This is a genomic window from Streptomyces sp. NPDC002138 (assembly GCF_040296485.1).
Classification (GTDB): Bacteria; Actinomycetota; Actinomycetes; order Streptomycetales; family Streptomycetaceae; genus Streptomyces.
The window spans coordinates 72,497-93,281 of record NZ_JBEOXE010000005.1 but is presented as its reverse complement, the minus strand read 5'-3'; the positions used below and the strand labels follow the sequence as shown (position 1 = coordinate 93,281).

Here is a 20,785-nt window from a genome sequence, read left to right as displayed (position 1 = left end):
GGCTACCCGAAGAGCCCGCCGTGTGCCATGGCGAGATAGAACCCGACCGCGGAGGCTCCCAGGCCGACGATCAGTGCGAAGCGCTCGCGTGTCGTGGCCGAGATGAACTGTCCGTAGGCGCCGGTGAGGATGCCGATCAGTCCGGTCCACGAGCTGAGCAGGTGCAGATTGTGGAAGAACGCCGTGACGAACGCCACGATGCCGAGGATCAGAGTGACCGCCACAAGGGTGTCCTGCAGCGGATGGGGCTTGCCGTCGGTCGAGAACAGCGAGATGGACGACTGGGGCCGCATTGCCTGTGCCATCGGAAGGCACCTCCTGGCTGACGCAGAGCGGTGCGGCGGTACTGCCGTCCGGCGGGGCCGGGGGCATAGCACCGAGCACACCCGATGGGTACAGAGTGTGGCCTCCAGGTGCCGGATTTCAACCGGAAGGAGGTGAGCAGGTACTCTGTACGGTCTGCACCTGTGTCCGTTCGCTCGGACAGGGTGCGATACGCATCACGACCCTCCTGCCACGGAACGACCGTGGCCGCTGAGTCCAAAGGAGGTGGGTTCCACATGCGTCACTACGAAGTGATGGTCATCCTCGACCCCGATCTCGAGGAGCGCGCTGTCTCCCCGCTGATCGAGAACTTCCTCTCCGTCGTCCGTGAGGGCAACGGAAAGGTCGAGAAGGTCGACACCTGGGGCCGTCGTCGTCTCGCTTACGAGATCAAGAAGAAGCCCGAGGGCATCTACTCGGTCATCGACCTTCAGGCCGAGCCTGCGGTCGTCAAGGAGCTCGACCGACAGATGAACCTGAACGAGTCGGTCCTCCGGACCAAGGTCCTCCGTCCCGAGACCCACTGAACTTCCCAGTTCAGCGGTAATCGGGATTTCGAGTAGCACAAGCAGCCAGCAGCAAAACCCGCCGAGAGGTTCATCCATGGCAGGCGAGACCGTCATCACGGTCGTCGGCAATCTCGTCGACGACCCCGAGCTGCGCTTCACCCCCTCGGGTGCGGCGGTCGCGAAGTTCCGTGTCGCGTCCACCCCCCGCACCTTCGACCGTCAGACCAATGAGTGGAAGGACGGCGAAGGCCTGTTCCTGACCTGCTCGGTGTGGCGGCAGGCGGCCGAGAACGTCGCGGAGTCCCTTACCCGGGGCATGCGTGTCGTCGTTCAGGGCCGGCTGCGCCAGCGGTCTTACGAGGACCGTGAGGGTGTCAAGCGCACGGTCTACGAGCTGGACGTCGAGGAAGTCGGCCCCAGCCTGAAGAACGCCACGGCCAAGGTCACCAAGACCACGGGTCGCGGCGGCCAGGGTGGCTACGGCGGCGGTGGCGGCGGTCAGCAGGGCGGCGGCGGTGGCAACTGGGGCGGAGCCCCCAGCGGCGGCCCGCAGGGCGGCGGAGCACCTTCCGACGACCCGTGGGCGTCCAGCGCACCGGCCGGCGGCCAGCCGCAGCAGCAGGGCGGCGGCGGGGGCGGTTGGGGCGGAAGCTCCGGCGGCTCCGGCGGTGGCTACTCGGACGAGCCGCCCTTCTAGGGCAGCTCTACCCCACTTCTTGATCACACAGGAGAGACACAATGGCGAAGCCGCCTGTGCGCAAGCCTAAGAAGAAGGTCTGCGCGTTCTGCAAGGACAAGACCGTGTACGTGGACTACAAGGACACGAACATGCTGCGGAAGTTCATTTCCGACCGCGGCAAGATCCGTGCCCGCCGCGTCACCGGCAACTGCACGCAGCACCAGCGTGACGTCGCCACGGCAGTCAAGAACAGCCGTGAGATGGCACTGCTGCCCTACACGTCCACCGCGCGATAAGGAAAGGGTGACCGAATAATGAAGATCATCCTGACCCACGAGGTCTCCGGCCTCGGAACTGCCGGCGACGTCGTCGACGTCAAGGACGGCTACGCTCGCAACTACCTGGTCCCGCGTGGCTTCGCCATCCGCTGGACCAAGGGTGGCGAGAAGGACGTGGCGCAGATCCGCCGCGCCCGCAAGATCCACGAGATCGCGACCATCGAGCAGGCCAACGAGTTCAAGGCCAAGCTCGAGGGCGTGAAGGTGCGTCTGGCCACCCGTTCGGGTGACTCCGGCCGCCTGTTCGGCTCCGTGACCCCGGCCGACATCGCCACGGCGATCGAGTCCTCCGGTGGCCCGAAGGTCGACAAGCGCCGCGTCGAGCTGGCGTCCCCGATCAAGACCCTCGGTTCGTACCAGGTCTCCGTGCGTCTGCACGCCGAGGTCGTCGCGAACCTGGGCATCGAGGTCGTCGCCGCCTAAGTGCCGCGCACGAAGGGCCGTACCCCCCGGGGTACGGCCCTTCGTGGTTTCCGGACGGCACGCGCGCATCGCGCTCCGGGCGATGTTTCACGTGAAACACGGGTGTTTCACGTGAAACGGTGGGTTTCACGTGAAACATCGGCGGTGGGCCGGGTCAGCGGGAGGCGCCCGTGACCAGCCAGCGGCCGGAGCGGGCCCGCAGCTGAAGGGTGACCATCCGGACCATCATCATCAGCGTCATCGCCCACCAGAGCGTGGTGAGGCCCCCGCCGAGGCTCGGGACGAGCAGGGCGGCCGGGGTGAACACGGCCAGCGTCACGACCATCGCCCAGGCCAGGTAACGGCCGTCGCCGGCGCCCATCAGGACTCCGTCGAGGACGAAGACGATGCCACAGACCGGCTGGGAGACGGCCACGACGAGCAGGGCGGGCAGCAGGGCTTCCTTGACCGTGGGGTCACCGGTGAAGAGCGGTACGAAGAGCGGCCGGGCGACGACGACCAGGATGCCGAGGACCACACCCGAGGCGATGCCCCACTGCACCATGCGGCGGCACACGGCCTTGGCGCCCTCGGTGTCCCCCGCGCCCAGGTAGCGGCCGATGATGGCCTGCCCCGCGATGGCGATCGCGTCCAGTGCGAAGGCGAGCAGGCTCCACAGGGAGAGCAGGATCTGGTGGGCCGCGATGTCCGCGTCGCCCAGCCGGGCCGCGACGGCGGTCGCGATCATCAGGACGGCCCGCAAGGACAGGGTCCGCACGAGCAGGGGCACTCCGGCTTGCGCACAGGCCCGGATGCCGGCCACGTCGGGCCGCAGGGAGGCGTGATGGCGGCGGGCGCCCCGGACCACGACGAACAGGTAGGCGGCGGCCATGGCGCACTGGGCGATGACGGTGCCCCAGGCGGAACCGGCGATACCGAGGCCGGCGCCGTAGACCAGGGCCACGTTCAGCCCGCCGTTGAGAGCGAAGCCGCCGATGGCGACGTACAGGGGGGTGCGCGTGTCCTGGAGCCCGCGGATCACTCCGGTGGCGGCCAGGACCACGAGCATGGCCGGGATGCCGAACGCGGAGATGCGCAGATAGGTGACGGCGTACGGGGTCACGGTGTCGGAGGCGCCGAAGAGCGAGATCAGCCAGGGCGCCGTGGGCAGGACGACGGCGACGACGGCCGCGCCGAGCAGGAGGGCGAGCCAGATGCCGTCCATGCCCTGCCGGATGGCGGCCTGGAGGTCGCCGGCGCCGACCCGGCGGGCGACCGCCGCGGTGGTCGCGTAGGCGAGGAAGACGAAGACGCTCACGGCGGTCGTCAGGAGAGCGGCCGCTACCCCGAGGCCGGCGAGCTGGGGGGTGCCGAGATGCCCCACGATGGCACTGTCGGCCATCACGAAGAGGGGTTCGGCGACGAGGGCGCCGAAGGCGGGAAGCGCGAGTGCGAAGATCTCGCGGTCGTGCCGTCTCGGGGCAGCCTTCGGAGTCTCGGTGGCCTGTGTCATGTGCTCAACCTAATCTTCCACAGGTAATGGATGCAAGAGTGTTGGGCTCCTTACTGACGCGCTGACTTGGGCGTTCTTCCCACCCCTTTGGAGGCGATCTTGAGACAGTGGCGAAGAATTTTCTCCCCCACAGGTCGCGGAAGGAGAAAGGCCAGGTCAGATGGGGTAACGGGGTGGGTCGGGTGATTTTGTCCACAGCACTGTCCCCCGGTCCGTACACAGCTTCCGGTGAGTTACCCACAGCATTGGGCTCGTCATCCACATCTCATCCACACAGCCTGTGGATAACCAGATTGGCTGACGTCGCCGACGGCTCTACCGTGGTGCGTTGCCCGACGCGCCGAGAGCCGATCCGGGTGCCCCAAATGTCAGAGCCGTGTCGTAGAAAGACTGACACGGCAAGGTCCGCTTTGCGGACGGGAGGAGGCGGCCCGGTGAGCAGTCCCGAGCCCATGGACGACCCTTGGGCCGACAGCGGTCCAGGTGACCGTCTGCCCGCCCGTCCGCGCCGCAACAGCGAAGGCCGCGGCCGCGGGGACGACCAGCACGAGCGAGGCCGTGAGGGCGGCTCCTGGGACGGCGGTGGCGGCGGCTTCGAGCGCGTCCCGCCCCAGGACCTGGATGCCGAGCAGTCGGTCCTGGGCGGCATGCTGCTCTCGAAGGACGCGATCGCCGATGTGGTCGAGGTGCTCAAGGGCCACGACTTCTACCGCCCCTCGCACGAGACGATCTACCAGGCGATTCTCGACCTGTACGCGAAGGGGGAGCCCGCCGACCCGATCACCGTCGGCGCGGAGCTGACCCGGCGCGGCGAGATCAGCAAGGTCGGAGGGGCGTCGTATCTGCACACCCTGGTCCAGTCCGTGCCGACGGCGGCCAACGCGGAGTACTACGCGGAGATCGTCCACGAGCGGGCGGTCCTGCGGCGGCTCGTCGCCGCGGGTACGAAGATCACACAGATGGGCTATGCGGCGGACGGCGACGTCGACGAGATCGTCAACAGCGCCCAGGCCGAGATCTACGCCGTCACCGAGCAGCGGACCTCCGAGGACTACCTGCCGCTCGGCGACATCATGGAGGGCGCCCTCGACGAGATCGAGGCGATCGGCTCGCGCAGCGGCCAGATGTCGGGCGTGCCGACCGGCTTCACCGACCTCGACTCGCTGACGAACGGGCTGCACCCGGGCCAGATGATCGTGATCGCGGCCCGCCCCGCCATGGGCAAGTCGACACTGGCCCTGGACTTCGCCCGGGCCTGCTCGATCAAGAGCAACCTCCCCAGCGTGATCTTCTCCCTCGAAATGGGGCGGAACGAGATCGCCATGCGCCTGCTGTCGGCGGAGGCCCGGGTGGCGCTGCACCACATGCGCTCGGGCACCATGACCGACGACGACTGGACCCGGCTGGCCCGCCGGATGCCGGACGTCTCCGCCGCCCCGCTCTACATCGACGACTCCCCCAACCTGTCGATGATGGAGATCCGCGCGAAGTGCCGTCGGCTCAAGCAGCGAAACGATCTGTCTCTCGTCGTCATCGACTATCTGCAGCTGATGCAGTCCGGAGGCTCCCGGCGTCCCGAGAGCCGTCAGCAGGAGGTCTCGGACATGTCCCGAAACCTCAAGCTGCTGGCGAAGGAGCTGGAGGTGCCGGTGATCGCGCTGTCCCAGCTGAACCGTGGTCCCGAACAGCGCACCGACAAGAAGCCGATGGTCTCCGACCTGCGAGAGTCCGGCTCCATCGAGCAGGACGCCGACATGGTGATCCTGCTCCACCGCGAGGACGCGTACGAGAAGGAATCGCCCCGCGCCGGTGAGGCGGACCTGATCGTGGCCAAGCACCGTAACGGTCCCACGGCGACGATCACGGTCGCTTTCCAGGGCCATTATTCGCGGTTCGTGGACATGGCCAACACCTAGAGTCGGAGCATGAGTTCCGCGAGCACAGCAGACACAGCAGACACAGCAGCGGCGGGTACGGCAGAGGAGCGGGCGCTGCTGCCCTCGACACGGCGGGCCCTGCTGCACCGCATCGCCGTCGCGCAGAGCGAGGGGCGGGCGCCGTCGGTCGTGGCCGCCGTGGCCCGCGGCGGCGAGATCGTCTGGGAAGGCTCCCGGACGTGCGTGGACGGGCACGGCCCCGACGGTGACGTGCAGTACCGGGTGGGTTCGATCAGCAAGACCTTCACCGCGGTGCTCGTGCTCCGGCTGCGCGACGAAGGCCTGCTGAGCCTCGAGGACCCGCTGGAGAAGCACCTGCCGGGCACCGGCGCCGGCGAGGTGACCATCGCTCAACTGCTCGCCCACACGGGCGGACTGGCGGCGGAGACCCCCGGGCAGTGGTGGGAGCGCACCCCGGGCTCGTTGCGGCCCGGGCTGGCGGACGTCCTGGGCGAGGAGCCGTTCCGGCACGTCCCCGGGCGGCGGCACCACTACTCCAACCCCGGCTACACCCTGCTGGGCTCGCTCGTGGAGGCGGTCCGCGGCAAGCCGTGGGCCGAGGTGCTCCGGGCCGAGGTCCTGGAGCCGCTGGGGCTGGAGCGGACCACCGTGCTGCCGCAGGCACCGCACGCGGGCGGCTGGGCCGTCCATCCCTGGGCCGACGTGATGATGCCGGAACCGCAGGAGGACCTGGGGCTCATGGCCCCGGCCGGGCAGCTCTGGTCCACGACCCGGGACCTGGCGCGCTTCGCGGTCTTCCTCACCCGGGGCGACGAGCGGGTCCTGGCCGCGGAGACGGTACGCGAGATGCGCACGGCGGCCTCGCCGCCCGAGCCGGGTGTCGCGGACGGCGGGTACGGGCTGGGCATGCAGCTGACCGGTTCCGGCGGGCGGTCCCTGGCCGGGCACAGCGGTTCGCTCCCGGGATTCGTCGCGTGCCTGTGGCTGAGCGAGGCGGACGACCTCGCCGTGGTGGCCCTGGCGAACTGCACCTCGGGCCTGCCGGTCGCCACGCTGGCGGCCGAGCTGCTGGGCATCGTGGCGGAGGCGGAGCCCCGGATCCCGGAGCCCTGGAAGCCCTTCCGGGAAGCCGATGAGGTGGCTCTGGAACTGACCGGCCCCTGGTACTGGGGCACGGCCCCGTACGTGCTCCGGCTGACCGCGGACGGGACCCTGGCGCTCGGTCCGGTGGCGGCGACCGGGCGGGCGGCGCGGTTCCGGGCGGCCGGGGACGGCACCTGGGTGGGGATGAGCGGCTACCACGCGGGCGAGACCCTGCGCGCGGTGCGCCGCGGGGGCGGGCCACCGAGCCATCTGGACATCGGCTCGTTCGTGTTCACCCGGACGCCCTACGACCCGGATGCCCCGGTCCCCGGGGGCGTCGACCCCCAGGGATGGCGGGGCATCGGCTGATCAGGCGACGAGTTCGCGTTCCAGTGGGGTGCGAAAGCGCGGGGTGACGCGTGCGTCGCCCACCCACTGGGTCAGCCGCCGCGCCTCGGTGGTGATCGCGAGCTCGGCGTCGCGGCCCCGGTCGCTCAGCAGCTTCCAGACGACCTCGCCCCCGGCCCGCTGTGCCCATCCGCCCACGATCTCGCCGTTCCACCACACGGTGGGCCCGATGTTCCCCGCGTAGTCGAAGAGGGCCGCGCGGTGGGCCGGATCGAGCTGGAAACCGCGGTCGGCCCAGCCCATACCGCTGGGGTCGAGGGCGGGCAGCAGGGCCGCCCAGGGCTCGGTCGGTGCCTCGGGCGCGCCGTCTCCGACGGCGACGAGCGCGGTGCTCCCGCCCTCCAGGCGGACTTCTTCGGTGCCGGTGGCGGCGAGGGCCTTGCGCACATCGGTCAGGGGCCATCCGGTCCACCACTTGAGGTCGGCCTCGGTGGCCGGTCCGTAGGCGTGCAGCCAGCGCCGGGCCAGCTCCGCGCGGGCCTCCGCGGCGGGGACGGGGGCCCAGGGCTCGGTGTGGACCCAGCGGTACTGGCTGGAGGTCCAGGAGCCGCGGGGCCGGTCCCGCCGGATGCGCCCGTCAGCGGCCAGCAGGCGGATCACCCGGGTGGTCACACCGGTCTCCGCCTCGTACTTCTTCCCCCGGCCGACGGTGATCTTCCGGCGCAGTCCGGGTACGGCGGCGGAGAGCTGGCTGCCGGTCGACGCCCCGTTGACGTCCAGGGCGGCGAGGGCCGCGGCCTCCACCCGGGCGAGCCACTCGGCGTCCAGACCCTGGCCGTCCTCCGCCAAGTGCTTGAGCAGAGTGCGCCGTTCCTTGAGGGCGATCGCGCGCGCGGTGGAGGAATCGACGTAGGGAGCGAACTCCCTCGAGACGGCGAAGAGCGTATTGCGCATGCTGAGCAGCCGGACGAGGCTCACGTCCTCGTAGAGGGCCTGCTCGATGGCCGTGGGCGTGCAGTCGACGAGGCGGGCACGGGTGGAGAGGAACACCGTCGCGGCGTCGGTGGCGTGCAGGGCCACGACGGCGTCCGCCGCCCCGGGCACCGTGGCGGCCCGGGCCGAGGGAGCGAGGCGGTGCCGCCGGCCGAGGCGGTGTCGGCGGTCGGCGGTGGTGACGAGAGGGAGGCTGCGGCTCATCCCCGGGATGGTAGGCCGGACCACCGACAGTGGCCCGGCCGACCTCCGGACTCCCGGCCGACCGGTCGGATTCCGGTCAGCCGGTCAGCGTCAGAGCTGGTACTTGAAGCCGACGTGCGAGGCGGCGAAGCCCAGCCGCTCGTAGAACCGGTGGGCATCGGTGCGGGTGACATCGGAGGTGAGCTGCACCAGCTGGCAGTTCTCGGCCCGGGACGTCTCGATCGCCCACTCGATGAAGCGGGTCCCCAGCCCACTGCCGCGCTCGTCGGCGTGCACGCGGACGCCTTCGATGACGGAACGGGTGGAGCCCTTGCGGGACAGGCCCGGGATGATGGTCAGCTGGAGCGTGCCGACCACCCGGTCCCCGCGGACGGCGACGACGACGTACTGGTGGGGGTCGTCGATGAGCCGCTTGAGGGCCGTCACGTACGGGGTGAGGTCGTCCGGGGACTCCCGAGTGGCGCCCAGAGGGTCGTCGGCGAGCATCGCGACGATGTCGGGCAGGTCGGCCTCGGTGGCGGGCCGGATGTCCAGCTGGGGAAGGTCGGTCATGGTGGGGTGTTCCTTTCTCAGCCCGCGGCCACGGTGAGCGGTGCCCAGCGGCGGGTCCAGTCTCCCGGCAGATCCGGGAGGTCCCGGGTCATGACGGTGTTGAAGGTGATGGAGTCGAGTCCGCGGTCCTTGAGCCAGTCACGCAGTTCCTCGTGACGTACGTCGATGTCCGACCGCAGGGGCCGCTCGGTGGTGGCCGCGAGAGCGGCCACGAGGGCCTGCGCCTCGGAGGTGTCACGCGCGATCAGCGGGCCGATGACATGGGTCTCCATGTTGGGCCAGAGAGCCGCGTACCCGACGAGTTCACCGGATTCGTCCTCGGCGACGACCAGTTGGTCCGCGAAGGCGGGCAGCCTGACGATCATGTGGGTCCGGTCGGTGCCGAAGACCTCCGCGTCCAGCCGCACGATTCGCGGGATGTCCTCCGCGGTGGCCGGGCGGACCGGAACGGTGCCCGTCCCGGGAACCGAGGGATCGGGGCGGAACCTGCCCTTGAGCATCTCGCCCCGGCCCGTGGTGTCGAAGCCGAGTTCCTCGTAGAGGGGCCGGCCGTACGGGGTGGCGTTGAGCGTGAGCGGAACGCCCTTGAGGACGTCGTCGCAGATATACGTCATCAGACGGCGGCCCAGCCCCTGGCGGGAGTACCGCTCGGCGATCAGGACCATGCCGATGGCGGCGAGTTCCGGTGTGTCGTTCGTCTGTCCGTACCGGGTGACGACGCACGCGGCCGCGAGGCCTTGTCCGTCGGGAGCGTCGACTCCGAAGCCGCTTCCGGCAGCGAGGAGCAAGCCCCACTTGTGGTCCTCACGGGGCCAGCCGCGGTCTTGGGAAAGGTCGGCGCAGTGCCGGAGATCGTCCAGGGTCAGTGCGCGGATCGGTAGATCGATGAGCTGTGGTGGTGTCACCTGGCCCAGCCTGGATCACTGGCAGGTGGTCGTCCAGAGGTTTTGGAGGCGGATGTTTCACGTGAAACCGGCCGTTGTTTCACGTGAAACACGCTGTTTCACGTGAAACCGACGGACTAGCCTCGGCTCTCATGACGCGCCTGCACCTCTTCGACCTCGACGGCACCCTGATGTTCGGCTCGGCGGCGCCGATCGAGATCTCGCGGCAGCTCGGACTGAGTGCCGAGATCGCCGAACTGGAACGGGCCTTCGGCGCCCGGGAGATCGGTCCGGCGGAATTCGCGGTGGGCGTGCACGCGCTGTGGGCGGAGCTGACCCCGGCGCACGTCCGGGCCGCATTCGACGGGGCGCCCTGGATCGAGGGGATCCGCGAGGTGTGGCAGGAGATCCGGGAGCGCGGAGAGTACTGCGCGGTGGTCTCGCTGTCCCCGTCGTTCTTCGTGGAACTGCTGCTGGAGTGGGGCGCCCACGCCGCGCACGGTTCGGTCTTTCCGGCCGTGCCGTTCACCGGGCCCGTCGACGTGGCCGGAATCCTGACCCCGGAGGGAAAGCTGGAGGTCGCGGACCGTCTCTGCGCGCGGTTCGGGGTGAGCCGGAGCGACTGCGTCGTCTACGGGGACTCGATGACCGACGCCGTCCTGTTCGGGGTGCTGCCGGTCTCGGTGGCGGTCAACGCGCGGCCTCACGTGGCCGCCCTCGCGACGCACGTCTACGAGGGCCGGGACCTTCGCGCGGCCTATCGGCTCGCCGCGGCGCTCCTCCCGGAAGTTGAGGCATCTTAAGGGGAAAGCCGGTTCGAACTGCGGATTTTCCGCATTTCCCCGCAAGCCGCTCCAGCGGCTGGCATGCTGCGAAACCCGGAATCACGGCGTCAAGGCCGTGACGCGTGCACACCGACCGAGATGTTTCGAAGCGAGGCACCGCATGGACGCTCCGCCCACCAGATCGGCCAGATGGGGGACCGACGCAATACCCTCCGGGGGTGGTGCGACCGAGCCCTCCCCCGATGCCGTGCTCATCCGAGAGACCCTCGCCGAGATCGGTCCCATCGCCGGCAAGGTGACCTCGTACTTCTACGCCCTGGTGTTCACGGGGCACCCGGAATTACGGTCGATGTTTCCCGCCGCCATGGACACCCAGCGGGACCGGCTGCTGAAGGCCCTGTTCACGGCTGCCGAACACATCGACGACCCGCAGGTGCTCGGCCCCTATCTGAGCCGACTGGGCACCGGCCACCGCAAGTACGGCACGATGGCCGGCCACTATCCGGCGGTGGGCGAGGCCCTGATCGGGGCGCTGGCCCGGTACGCGGAGCGGACCTGGGGGCCGGAGGCGGAAGCCGCCTGGGTACGGGCATACACCGCGATGTCCCAGATCATGATCGACGCCGCCGCGACGGACGAACGGAAGTCTCCCGCCTGGTGGCAGGCCGAGGTGGTCTCGCACGAGCTGCGCACCCCGGACATCGCCGTGCTGACGGTCCGGCCCGACCAGCCCTACACCTTCCTCGCGGGCCAGTACACGAGCCTGGAGACGCCGTGGTGGCCGCGGGTGTGGCGGCACTACTCCTTCGCGTCGGCACCGCGCTCGGACGGTCTGCTGTCCTTCCACGTCAAGGCCGTCCCCGCGGGATGGGTCTCCAACGCGCTGGTGCGCCACGCCCGCCCGGGCGATGTGCTGCGCCTGGGCCCGCCCGCGGGCTCGATGGTGGTCGACCACACCACCGACAACGGGATGCTGTGCCTGGCCGGCGGGACGGGCATCGCGCCGATCAAGGCGTTGATCGAGGACGTCGCGGGACACGGCGAGCGCCGCCCGATGGAGGTCTTCTTCGGGGCGCGCAGCGACGACGACCTCTATGACAAGGACACGCTGCTCGGCCTGCAGCGCTCGCACCCGTGGCTGTCGGTACGGCCCGTGGTGTGCGACGGCCTGGCCGGGCAACTGCCGCAGGCGGCCGGGGAACACGGCCCGTGGAACTCCTACGACGCGTTCGTCTCGGGACCGCCGGGGATGATCCGCAGCGGTGTGGACGCCCTCAAGCGGATCGGGATTCCGGGGGACCGGATCCGGTACGACTCGGTGGAAGAGCCGGTGGGGGTCTCCGGCTGAGCCGGAGACCCCCACCGCGCCCGTCTCAGCCCAGGTCGGACGCGTGCATGGCGCGGACGCCCTCGATGTTGCCGTCGAGGTAATGCCGCAGGGAGAGCGGGACGAGGTGGACGGCGGCGATGCCGACGCGGCTGAACGGGACCCTGACGATCTCGTACTCGCCTTCGGGCTGATCGATCTCGGGGCCGTGGCGCAGGCTGGTGTCCATCGATTCGAGGTGGCAGACGAAGAAGTGCTGCACCTTGACCCCTGTTACTCCGGCCTCGGCGATGTGCTCGACGGTGTCGACGAAACAGGGCACCACATCGGTGATCTTTGCTCCGAGTTCCTCGTGGACTTCCCGGTGCAGGGCGTCGACGACGGTGGCGTCCGTGGACTCCACTCCGCCGCCGGGGGTGAGCCAGTACGGATCGACGCCGGGCCTGGTGCGTTTGATCAGGATCAGATCGTCACCGTCGAGCAGGATCGCGCGGGCGGTGCGTTTGACCACAGGACGTTCGGTCATGGAAGAAGCGTGGCCCCGCACTCCGGTTCTGAAACGCACCGCGGTGCATCAGACGGAATCAAGGGCCCGCAGGACGTCCGCGACGAGGTCTTCGGTGTCCTCGGCCCCGGCGGAGAACCGGATGAACCCCTCCGGCACGGCGTCACCGCCCCAGCGTCCGCGCCGCTCGGCCGTGGAGCGGACGCCGCCGAAGCTCGTGGCGTCCTCCACCAGCCGCAGGGCGGTCATGAAGCGTTCGGCGTGGGCGCGGTCGGGCAGCGTGAAGGACACCACCGAGCCGTAGCCCGCCATTTGGCGGGTGGCCGTCTTGTGGGAGGCGTCGGTGGGCAGCCCCGGGTAGCGCAGGGCGCTCACCTCGGCGCGCTCCGCCAGCGCCTCGGCGACGGCCATCGCGTTGTCCCACTGCCGGTGGGTGCGCAGCTGCAGGGTGGCCAGGGACCGGTGGGCCAGCCAGGCCTCCATGGGGCCCGGGATCGCACCGACGACCTTGCGCCACTGGCGGATCCGGGCGGCCAGCTCCGCGTCGCGGCAGGTGACGTATCCGAGGAGCAGGTCGCCGTGGCCGGTGAGGCCCTTGGTGCCGCTGGCGACCGAGAAGTCGGCGCCGAGCCCCAGGGGCCGCTGGCCGAGCGGAGTGGCGAGGGTGTTGTCGACGGCGACCAGCGTGCCCCCCGCGTGCGCCGCGTCGACCAGGCGCCGTACGTCGCAGACGTCGAGCCCCGGATTGGACGGGGTCTCGATCCAGAGCAGCCGGGCCCCGTCGAGCACCTCGAGCTGGGCTTCCCCGCCGGTCGGGGCGGTGCGCACGTGGACTCCGTACGCCTCCAGCTGGCCGCGGACGAGCGGCAGGGCCTGATAGCCGTCGTCCGGCAGGACGACGGTGTCCCCGGCGCGGGCCTGCGAGAGCAGGACGGCGGAGACCGCCGCCATGCCGGAGGCGAAGACGATCGTGTGCACCTCCTCCCCCGGCGCTTCGAGTTCCCCGATGGCCCGCTCGAGCAGGGTCCAGGTGGGGTTGGTGTCGCGGCCGTAGGTGTACGGCCCCTCGACGTCCCCGGGCAGGTGGAAGTGGGCGGCGAAGACCGGCCCCGGCAGGGTCGGTTCGTTCTTGACGGGCTCGGGCAGCCCGGCGCGCACGGCTCGGGTGCCGTCGCCGAGGCGGGCGCGGTCGGTGGGGTTCACGCGGTGTGCTCCTTCAGCGCGGTGGCGATGACGAGGCCGAGCCGGCCGGACCGCGACCGGTGGACTGCCGGGCCGGGCGGCTCTGTCCGGCTCGCTCAGTCCTTGTCGGGCAGGACCATGTTCACGGCCCAGGAGACGATGGAGATGATCAGGCCACCGACCACGGCCGTCCAGAAGCCCTCGACGTGGAAGCTCAGGTCGAGCTTTCCGGCCAGCCAGGAGGTCAGGAGCAGCATCAGGGCGTTCACGACGAGGGTGAACAGGCCCAGGGTGAGGATGAACAGGGGCAGCGAGAACAGCTTCACCACGGGCTTGACGATGAAGTTGACCAGGCCGAACACCAGGGCGACCAGGATCACGGTCAGGGCCCGGTGACCCATGCTGCTGCCGTCATCGAGGGTGATGCCGGCCACCAGCCAGATCGCCACGGCCAGGGCCGCCGCGTTGGCGAGCGTCTTGACTACGAAATTTGTCATGTGTCTGATCGTGGCAGAGAAGATCCGGCTGGGACATCGGCAGGACAGCGGATGCCAGCGCAAGATAGAGCACAAGGGGCGTAAGGACGATGAAGGCATTCCGGCTGGACGAGCTCGAAGCCGAGCGGCTGGCGAACGACGGCGCCTACCTCCAGTTCCTGCGCGAACGGAACATGTCCGTCGGGCTGTACGCGCTGGACGCCGGACAGAGCGACCCCCAGCAGCCGCACGCCCAGGACGAGGTCTACTTCGTGGTCAGCGGGCGGGCCTCGATCACCGTCGGAGAGGAGACGACGACGGTCGCGCGCGGCGGTGTCGTCTACGTCCCGGCGGGGGTCCCGCACCGCTTCCACCACATCACCGAGGACCTGAAGGTGCTGGTGGTCTTCTCCCCGCCCGAGGGCTGAGCGGCCCCATCGGGGCCGGGCGACCCCTGACTCCCCGGCGCCCCGGGGGCCCGGAGCCCCTAGGGGGCGGGTCAGGGGACTCCAAGGGACTTCGAGCCCCCGTTCCGTTTCCCCACCTCCTAGCATCGAGTCAGGAAGTAACGGACCAGGAAGAGGTTGAGGACATGGACGGCATCCGGGAGACATTCGCAGGTATGCCTTGGTGGGTTAAGTGGGTCGCGGTTCCGCTGCTGGCGCTGTTCGTCTTCGGCGGTGTGCTCGCCACCATCATCGGCACGCTGATCGGCTTGATCTTCAAGGTGCTGCTCTTCGCCGCTCTCGTCGGCGGTCTGATCTTCGTCGTGAAGAAGTTCACCGGCGCCGGTGCGAAGTCCTCGTCCAGCGATTGGTAGGAAGCGGCTTCGCGGGGGATTAACCCAGGTGAGGGAACGTGGGGCGGGAAACCGCCCGTCCCCCCGGAGCCGGTGGATAGAGTCGCGATCCGTGCCGTTCCCTGGGCACCGAAGCCGGTAATCCGCGCTGACCCCGCGGTGACATCAGGAACAGCCGAGCACGACCCCCAGGAACCGCGGACACGCGGGGGCGGCCCCCGCGGGCGGGCCACCCCCAAGGCCCGCCGCCACGCCTGGGGGTGAGCTTTGTCATCGGTTCACAATGCCGGTGTGCCGACGCTGATCGGCTCGGTGCAAAGAGCCCTGAGGTTGCTCGAAGCGGTGGGTTCCCATCGGGAAGGGGCTCCGGCGAAGCAACTGGCGCGCGAGGCCGGGCTCCCGCTGCCCACTGCCTATCACCTGTTGCGGACCCTGACCCACGAGGGCTACCTCCGCCGCGAGGGCGGGGTCTTCGTCCTCGGAGCCGCCGCCCAGCGACTGGCCGTTGGCGGGCTCCAGCAGAAACGTCGCACCATGATCCTCGACTCGCTCGCGCACTTCCGCGACGCGGTCGGGGCACCCGTCTACTTCGCGGTCTACCGCGACGGTGAGATCGAGGTCGTGGGCGTCTCGGACACTCCGGCCAACCCCGCGTGCGAGGAGTGGGCCGACTTCCGGGAGACCGGCCACGCGCACGCCATCGGGCAGTGCCTGCTGGGCCAGCTCGACGAGGAAGCGCGCAGGGACTATTTCGACCGCCATCCGGTCCAGCCCGTCACCCCGTACACGGTTTCGGACATGCATGCTCTGGAGCAACGGATCGGTGGGTTCGGACGCATGGAGCCGGTTACGGAGCGTCAGGAATATTTGCTCGGCACGGTGTGCGCGGCCATCCCCATCACGGCCGGAGACACCGCCGCGACCATGGCCATTTCGCTTCCGCTGCACTTGGAAGGCCGGTTGCCCTATGCGGTCGATCGGCTACGGAGTGAAGTAGGCGCGCTGTTGAGCTCCCTCTCGTTCTCTATCAGTATCTGAAAACTCACTCCTTGTGATCTGCAAGCGCTTACACCACTCTTGTCAAGAGGCCCTGGGGGACCATTCCTGGCCACTTCCACAACAGCGGGGTAGGCAATGCGCGAATCGGTACAGGCAGAGGTCATGATGAGCTTCCTCGTTTCCGAGGAGCTGGCGTTCCGGATTCCGGTGGAGCTCCGCTACGAGGCGCGGGACCCCTACGCGGTACGCCTGACGTTCCACCTTCCCGGCGATGCGCCCGTGACCTGGGCGTTCGGCCGGGAATTGCTTCTCGACGGCATCAACAAGCCGTGTGGTGACGGCGATGTGCACATCGCTCCGACCGACCCGGAGGAGCTGTCCGATGTGCACATCCGGCTCCAGGTGGGCGGCGACCGGGCCCTGTTCCGGGCGAGCGCGGCGCCGTTGGTGGCGTTCCTCGACAGAACTGACCGGATTGTGCCGCTCGGTCAGGAGCGCAATCTGGGCGATTTCGAGGGAAACCTCGACGAGGCGCTCGACAAGATCCTGACCGAGGCCCGGCAGAACGAGCAGAACGCCGGCTGACCTGTCGTCACCCAGGGTCAGCGCTTACGGCGACGGCCGCGTCCACCACGGATCGGCCCCGCGGCCGCCGCGGGCACCGGGGCTCCCGTGCGGTCGGCGGAAACGACCAGCGCGGCCAGCGCCGTGGTCACCGGGACCGACGCCACGAGACCGATCGAGCCCACGAGGGTCCGTACGATCTCCTCCGCGACCAGCTCGCTGTTGGCCACCGACCCCACACTGCTGTTCGCGATCGAGAACAGCAGGAGCAGCGGCAACGCGGCGCCCGCGTAGGCGAGTACGAGGGTGTTGACCACGGATGCGATGTGGTCGCGACCGATCCGGATGGCCGCCCGGTACAGGGCACGGGGCCCCATCGACGGGTCGGCCTGGTGGAGTTCCCAGACGGCCGACGTCTGGGTGACCGTCACGTCGTCGAGCACGCCGAGCGATCCGATGATCACGCCGGCGAGCAGCAGCCCACTCATGTCGATCTGCGGGTAGAGCCCGTGGATCAGCCCGGTGTTGTCGTCGGTGTTGCCGCTGAGGAACGCCCAGCCGATGAAGACGGAGCCCAGCAAGCCGATCAGCAGCAGCGAGACCAGGGTTCCGAGCACGGCGACCGAGGTCCTGGCGGTCAGGCCGTGGCACATGTAGAGCGCGATCAGCATGATCGCGCTGGCGCCGATGACCCCGACGAGCAGCGGATTCGATCCCTGGAGGATGGCGGGCAGGATGAAGAGCGTCAGCACGGAGAAGCTGACGGCGAGGGCGATGAGCGCGAACAGCCCGCGCATCCGGCCGACCACGACGACCGCGAGGGCGAAGATCCCGGCGAGCAGGGCCAGCGGCAGCTTCCGGTTCACGTCGATGACGGAGTACTGCAGATCGTGCGGAGCGTCCGGCGCGTACGCGACCACGACCCCCTGGTCGATCGCCAACTGCCGTGGTGCGCCGGGCTGGATGATCTCGACGAACTCGCGCCCCTGATCGGGGCCGGTACCGACCTTGATCCTGGCCTTCTTGCAGTCGCCCGTCGTGGCCGCCTGGCCCGGGGGGGTGGAGGGGTCGCCGGTGGGTACCTGTGCGGCGTTGACCGACTTGCAGTCGACCCGCTCGACCGACACGACCTGGCCCTGCTGGGTCTGGCGGTCGAAGCCGACACCGGTGCGCTTGTGGTCGGGGGCGCCGCCCGGCCACAGGACGATCATCCCGACGAAGACGGCGGCGGTGAAAGGGATCAGAACGGCCGCGATCACCTTGCGCAGGTGCTTCGAGACGGGGGCTGCCGGGCCGTGGCTGTGGGAGTGCGAGTGCCCGTGGGACGCTCCATGGGCGGGCTCAGGCGACGCCCCATGGCGGGAGTGGTCATGACCCGTGTGATCCGTGGGGTCCGTGTGGTCGTTGGGGGGCTGCGGCGAGGACGTCACCGGCTGATCATCGCAAGAGATGAGGGGGCCCACTGTTCAGCACGCCAGGGATGACGCTAGCGTGGGGGCACCTTTGCACAACGCGGGAGCTCGGAGCACCGGGCTGAGAGGGCGCTGATCACCGTACGACACGTACGGGAAGAGGCTGCGTCGACCGCCGAACCTGTTACCGGGTAATGCCGGCGTAGGGAGATAGGTCTCCATGACCATTCAGGACGCACACACGCCTGCCGTCAGCCAGGACAGCAACGGCCAGGAAGGGCGCCAGCCTGGCTGGCACAAGGGGTACGTCGCGGGCTCCCGCCCCGACCTCCGCGTGCCGGTTCGCCAGGTGCACCTCACCAACGGCAAGGACGTGACGCTCTACGACACGTCCGGCCCGTACACCGACCCGCAGATCGAGACGGACGTCCGACGGGGTCTGGCGCCGCTGCGCGAGAACTGGATCATCGGCCGCGGTGACACCGAGGAGTACGCGGGCCGCCCGGTACGCCCCGAGGACGACGGCATCAAGCACACGTCGCCCCGTGGCGGGCTCAAGAACCTCGACGCGGTCTTCCCGGGCCGCCCCCGCCAGCCCCGCCGGGGTCGTGACGGACAGGCCGTGACCCAGCTCGCGTACGCCCGCCGCGGTGAGATCACCCCGGAGATGGAGTACGTCGCGATCCGCGAGAACGTCTCCCCCGAGGTCGTCCGTGAGGAAATCGCGGCAGGCCGCGCGGTCCTCCCGGCCAACGTGAACCACCCCGAGATCGAGCCGATGATCATCGGCAAGCGCTTCCTGGTGAAGGTCAACGCCAACATCGGCAACTCCGCGGTCACCTCCTCGATCGAGGAGGAGGTCGACAAGATGACCTGGGCCACCAAGTGGGGCGCCGACACGGTCATGGACCTGTCCACGGGCCGCAACATCCACACCACCCGCGAATGGGTGCTGCGCAACTCCCCCGTCCCGATCGGCACGGTCCCGCTCTACCAGGCGCTGGAGAAGGTCGACGGCCGCGCCGAGGACCTGACCTGGGAGATCTACAAGGACACGGTCATCGAGCAGGCCGAGCAGGGCGTCGACTACATGACGGTCCACGCGGGCGTGCTGCTGCCGTACGTGCCGCTGACCGCGCGCCGCAAGACGGGCATCGTCTCGCGCGGCGGCTCGATCATGGCCGCCTGGTGCCTCGCGCACCACAAGGAGAACTTCCTCTACACGAACTTCGAGGAACTCTGCGACATCCTGGCCGCGTACGACGTCACGTACTCGCTGGGTGACGGCCTGCGCCCCGGCTCCATCGCGGACGCCAACGACGCGGCGCAGTTCGCGGAGCTGAAGACGCTGGGCGAGCTGAACACGATCGCCAAGCGCCACAACGTGCAGACCATGATCGAGGGCCCGGGCCACGTCCCGATGCACAAGATCAAGGAGAACATCGACCTCCAGCAGGAGATCTGCGAGGAGGCCCCGTTCTACACCCTGGGCCCGCTGACCACGGACGTCGCTCCCGCGTACGACCACATCACCTCGGGCATCGGCGCCGCGATGATCGCCTGGTGGGGCACCGCGATGCTCTGCTACGTGACGCCCAAGGAGCACCTGGGACTGCCCAACCGCGACGACGTCAAGACCGGCGTCATCACCTACAAGATCGCCGCACACGCGGCCGACCTGGCCAAGGGTCACCCCGGCGCACAGGAGTGGGACGACGCGCTGTCGGACGCCCGCTTCGAATTCCGCTGGGAGGACCAGTTCAACCTGGCCCTCGACCCCGACACGGCTCGTGAGTTCCACGACGAGACCCTGCCGGCCGAGCCGGCCAAGACCGCGCACTTCTGCTCCATGTGCGGTCCGAAGTTCTGCTCGATGAAGATCTCCCAGGACATCCGCCGCGAACACGGCGGTGACCTGAAGGCCGACGAGATCGAGGCGGGCATGGCGGAGAAGTCCGCCGAGTTCGCGGCCTCGGGCAACCGGGTCTACCTGCCCCTCGCCGACTGACGCCGGTGGCGCGGCGCCGCTCCCCGGGGGCCGTCCCCCTCGGGAGCGCCGCCCGTCACGGACCGGGCCGGAGCGGGGCGCGGTGTTTCACGTGAAACATCCACAGCCCGCCCCGGCCTCGCGCCCGCCCGGCCTCACTCCGTCTCGGGCTCCGGCCCGCCGAAGTCGGGGCTGGTGAAGTCCGGTGCCGAATAACCGGTGCGCGGGCCTTGTGAGGTGCCCGGGCTGGTGAATCCGGGCGGGGTGTACCCGAGCTGCGGGATGTGCCGGGGCTGACGGCGCGGTACCGGGGATCCGGCACCGGCGCTGGGGTCGGCGAGCGCCTCCCGGAGGAACGGCATGATGCCCCGCTCCAGCAGAGCGTGCCGCCAGGCCTCCCGGGCGCGCGCGACCTCGTCCGGCACGGCCTCGGCCACGTCCACCGTCACCTCGGTCGCGCTGTTGCGGACGGCGGTGACGAGCAGCCCGATCGCCGCGAAGAGGATCGCCGCCGCGGTGAGGCCGCCGAAGAGCCACCCCGCCGTCAGCATGGTCTCGGCGAAGGCCGGTTCCGGCTCGATCATCTTCAGGGCGTAGCCCACCAGCAGGAAGATGAGCATCGCGGTGCCGGCCAGGACCGGCGCGAGCACCGCGACCACGGCGCTGACGCCCGCGCCGCCGCTACCGCCGCCCGTGTCGTCCTCCCCGGAGGTCATCCGGGTGGCCGTCTCATCGCGCAGTTCGCCGCGTATCTTCACGTAGTGGTCGTATTCGGCCGCGGCGGCGGCCGTCAGCAGCGCACTGGCGTCCAGGGCCATGGTGCGCAGTTGTTCGGCGTTCAGCCGTTCGCCCAGACTCGCGAGTTCGGGCCGTTCGTGTGCGGTGCGCAGCGCCTCGTCGAGGAGCCGATCGAACTCCGGTCGGTCTTCGGACAGCAGGTGTGGAGCGCTGGTCATGTGCATCCCCCGATGCTCCGTGGCGACCGGTTGGCCCGCGTAGACCGGGCGCCGGCACAAACGGAG

General features: G+C 69.6%; 23 protein-coding genes. 13 read left to right on the top strand and 10 right to left on the bottom strand.

Annotation, left to right across the window (positions count from 1 at the left end; genetic code table 11):
* Positions 1–2 precede the first annotated feature (2 nt).
* Positions 3–305, bottom strand: coding sequence for a hypothetical protein (locus ABT084_RS04670; protein ID WP_351038210.1), 303 nt, complete (start codon positions 303–305; stop codon positions 3–5).
* Between the two features lie 255 nt (positions 306–560).
* Between ABT084_RS04670 and rpsF the strand changes: the two genes are divergently transcribed.
* The 4 genes from rpsF to rplI all read left to right on the top strand — a co-directional run bounded on the left by rpsF (position 561) and on the right by rplI (position 2,273).
* Positions 561–851, top strand: a complete 291-nt coding sequence (gene rpsF, locus ABT084_RS04665; protein WP_004950685.1) for a 30S ribosomal protein S6 — start codon at positions 561–563, stop codon at positions 849–851.
* A 76-nt stretch (positions 852–927) separates the two neighbouring features.
* Positions 928–1,530 carry a single-stranded DNA-binding protein gene (locus ABT084_RS04660; protein ID WP_351038209.1) on the top strand — a complete coding sequence of 201 codons (603 nt, stop codon included), beginning with the start codon at positions 928–930 and terminating at the stop codon, positions 1,528–1,530.
* Between the two features lie 41 nt (positions 1,531–1,571).
* Positions 1,572–1,808, top strand: a complete 237-nt coding sequence (gene rpsR, locus ABT084_RS04655; protein ID WP_003956534.1) for a 30S ribosomal protein S18 — start codon at positions 1,572–1,574, stop codon at positions 1,806–1,808.
* Positions 1,809–1,826: 18 nt separating this feature from the next.
* Positions 1,827–2,273, top strand: a complete 447-nt coding sequence (rplI, locus tag ABT084_RS04650; RefSeq protein ID WP_351038208.1) for a 50S ribosomal protein L9 — start codon at positions 1,827–1,829, stop codon at positions 2,271–2,273.
* A gap of 154 nt (positions 2,274–2,427) precedes the next feature.
* On the opposite strand, the gene ABT084_RS04645 is transcribed toward rplI, so the two are convergent.
* Positions 2,428–3,765 (bottom strand): MATE family efflux transporter, encoded by a 1,338-nt coding sequence (locus ABT084_RS04645; protein ID WP_351038207.1) that lies wholly within the window; start codon positions 3,763–3,765, stop codon positions 2,428–2,430.
* A 452-nt stretch (positions 3,766–4,217) separates the two neighbouring features.
* On the opposite strand from ABT084_RS04645, the gene dnaB reads away from it, so the two are divergent.
* Positions 4,218–5,681 (top strand): replicative DNA helicase, encoded by a 1,464-nt coding sequence (dnaB, locus tag ABT084_RS04640; RefSeq protein ID WP_351038311.1) that lies wholly within the window; start codon positions 4,218–4,220, stop codon positions 5,679–5,681.
* Positions 5,682–5,690: 9 nt separating this feature from the next.
* Positions 5,691–7,115: a serine hydrolase domain-containing protein gene (locus tag ABT084_RS04635; protein ID WP_351038206.1), complete on the top strand. Its 1,425-nt coding sequence runs from the start codon at positions 5,691–5,693 to the stop codon at positions 7,113–7,115.
* Here ABT084_RS04635 and ABT084_RS04630 read toward each other — a convergent pair whose 3' ends face one another.
* From ABT084_RS04630 to ABT084_RS04620, 3 genes are all read right to left on the bottom strand, one after another.
* A complete protein-coding gene (locus tag ABT084_RS04630; protein ID WP_351038205.1) occupies positions 7,116–8,291 on the bottom strand; it encodes a winged helix DNA-binding domain-containing protein in 1,176 nt (391 codons plus the stop codon). It lies immediately after the preceding gene.
* 90 nt (positions 8,292–8,381) lie between these two features.
* Positions 8,382–8,843: a GNAT family N-acetyltransferase gene (locus ABT084_RS04625; RefSeq protein ID WP_351038204.1), complete on the bottom strand. Its 462-nt coding sequence runs from the start codon at positions 8,841–8,843 to the stop codon at positions 8,382–8,384.
* Between the two features lie 17 nt (positions 8,844–8,860).
* A complete protein-coding gene (locus ABT084_RS04620; RefSeq protein WP_351038203.1) occupies positions 8,861–9,748 on the bottom strand; it encodes a GNAT family N-acetyltransferase in 888 nt (295 codons plus the stop codon).
* Positions 9,749–9,879: 131 nt separating this feature from the next.
* Here ABT084_RS04620 and ABT084_RS04615 point away from each other — a divergent pair, with 131 nt between their 5' ends.
* On the top strand, positions 9,880–10,530 hold the full coding sequence (locus ABT084_RS04615) for an HAD family hydrolase (RefSeq protein WP_351038202.1): 651 nt from the start codon (positions 9,880–9,882) through the stop codon (positions 10,528–10,530).
* The gene (locus tag ABT084_RS04610) at positions 10,487–11,860 is read left to right on the top strand and encodes a globin domain-containing protein (protein WP_351038310.1); all 1,374 of its coding nucleotides are present in this window, start codon (positions 10,487–10,489) and stop codon (positions 11,858–11,860) included. Before ABT084_RS04615 ends, ABT084_RS04610 begins: the two co-directional genes overlap by 44 nt.
* Before the next feature lie 25 nt (positions 11,861–11,885).
* Here the strand turns inward: ABT084_RS04610 and ABT084_RS04605 are convergent, their stop codons facing one another.
* From ABT084_RS04605 to ABT084_RS04595, 3 genes are all read right to left on the bottom strand, one after another.
* Positions 11,886–12,365: an NUDIX domain-containing protein gene (locus ABT084_RS04605; protein WP_351038201.1), complete on the bottom strand. Its 480-nt coding sequence runs from the start codon at positions 12,363–12,365 to the stop codon at positions 11,886–11,888.
* A gap of 48 nt (positions 12,366–12,413) precedes the next feature.
* On the bottom strand, positions 12,414–13,547 hold the full coding sequence (locus tag ABT084_RS04600) for a cystathionine gamma-lyase (RefSeq protein ID WP_351038200.1): 1,134 nt from the start codon (positions 13,545–13,547) through the stop codon (positions 12,414–12,416).
* Positions 13,548–13,642: 95 nt separating this feature from the next.
* Positions 13,643–14,023, bottom strand: coding sequence for a phage holin family protein (locus tag ABT084_RS04595; RefSeq protein WP_351038199.1), 381 nt, complete (start codon positions 14,021–14,023; stop codon positions 13,643–13,645).
* A gap of 89 nt (positions 14,024–14,112) precedes the next feature.
* Between ABT084_RS04595 and ABT084_RS04590 the strand changes: the two genes are divergently transcribed.
* The 4 genes from ABT084_RS04590 (at position 14,113) to ABT084_RS04575 (ending at position 16,385) form a co-directional block, all read left to right on the top strand.
* Positions 14,113–14,430 carry a cupin domain-containing protein gene (locus ABT084_RS04590; RefSeq protein WP_330331521.1) on the top strand — a complete coding sequence of 106 codons (318 nt, stop codon included), beginning with the start codon at positions 14,113–14,115 and terminating at the stop codon, positions 14,428–14,430.
* A gap of 173 nt (positions 14,431–14,603) precedes the next feature.
* On the top strand, positions 14,604–14,822 hold the full coding sequence (locus ABT084_RS04585; RefSeq protein ID WP_351038309.1) for a DUF5326 family protein: 219 nt from the start codon (positions 14,604–14,606) through the stop codon (positions 14,820–14,822).
* Between the two features lie 270 nt (positions 14,823–15,092).
* The gene (locus ABT084_RS04580) at positions 15,093–15,839 is read left to right on the top strand and encodes an IclR family transcriptional regulator (RefSeq protein ID WP_351038198.1); all 747 of its coding nucleotides are present in this window, start codon (positions 15,093–15,095) and stop codon (positions 15,837–15,839) included.
* Positions 15,840–15,935: 96 nt separating this feature from the next.
* Positions 15,936–16,385, top strand: a complete 450-nt coding sequence (locus tag ABT084_RS04575) for an SsgA family sporulation/cell division regulator (RefSeq protein WP_351038197.1) — start codon at positions 15,936–15,938, stop codon at positions 16,383–16,385.
* A gap of 17 nt (positions 16,386–16,402) precedes the next feature.
* Here the strand turns inward: ABT084_RS04575 and ABT084_RS04570 are convergent, their stop codons facing one another.
* Positions 16,403–17,827: a YibE/F family protein gene (locus ABT084_RS04570; protein ID WP_351038196.1), complete on the bottom strand. Its 1,425-nt coding sequence runs from the start codon at positions 17,825–17,827 to the stop codon at positions 16,403–16,405.
* Positions 17,828–17,996: 169 nt separating this feature from the next.
* On the opposite strand from ABT084_RS04570, the gene thiC reads away from it, so the two are divergent.
* The gene (gene thiC, locus ABT084_RS04565) at positions 17,997–19,784 is read left to right on the top strand and encodes a phosphomethylpyrimidine synthase ThiC (RefSeq protein ID WP_351038195.1); all 1,788 of its coding nucleotides are present in this window, start codon (positions 17,997–17,999) and stop codon (positions 19,782–19,784) included.
* Between the two features lie 134 nt (positions 19,785–19,918).
* Here the strand turns inward: thiC and ABT084_RS04560 are convergent, their stop codons facing one another.
* Positions 19,919–20,725 (bottom strand): hypothetical protein, encoded by an 807-nt coding sequence (locus tag ABT084_RS04560; protein ID WP_351038194.1) that lies wholly within the window; start codon positions 20,723–20,725, stop codon positions 19,919–19,921.
* Positions 20,726–20,785 lie beyond the last annotated feature (60 nt).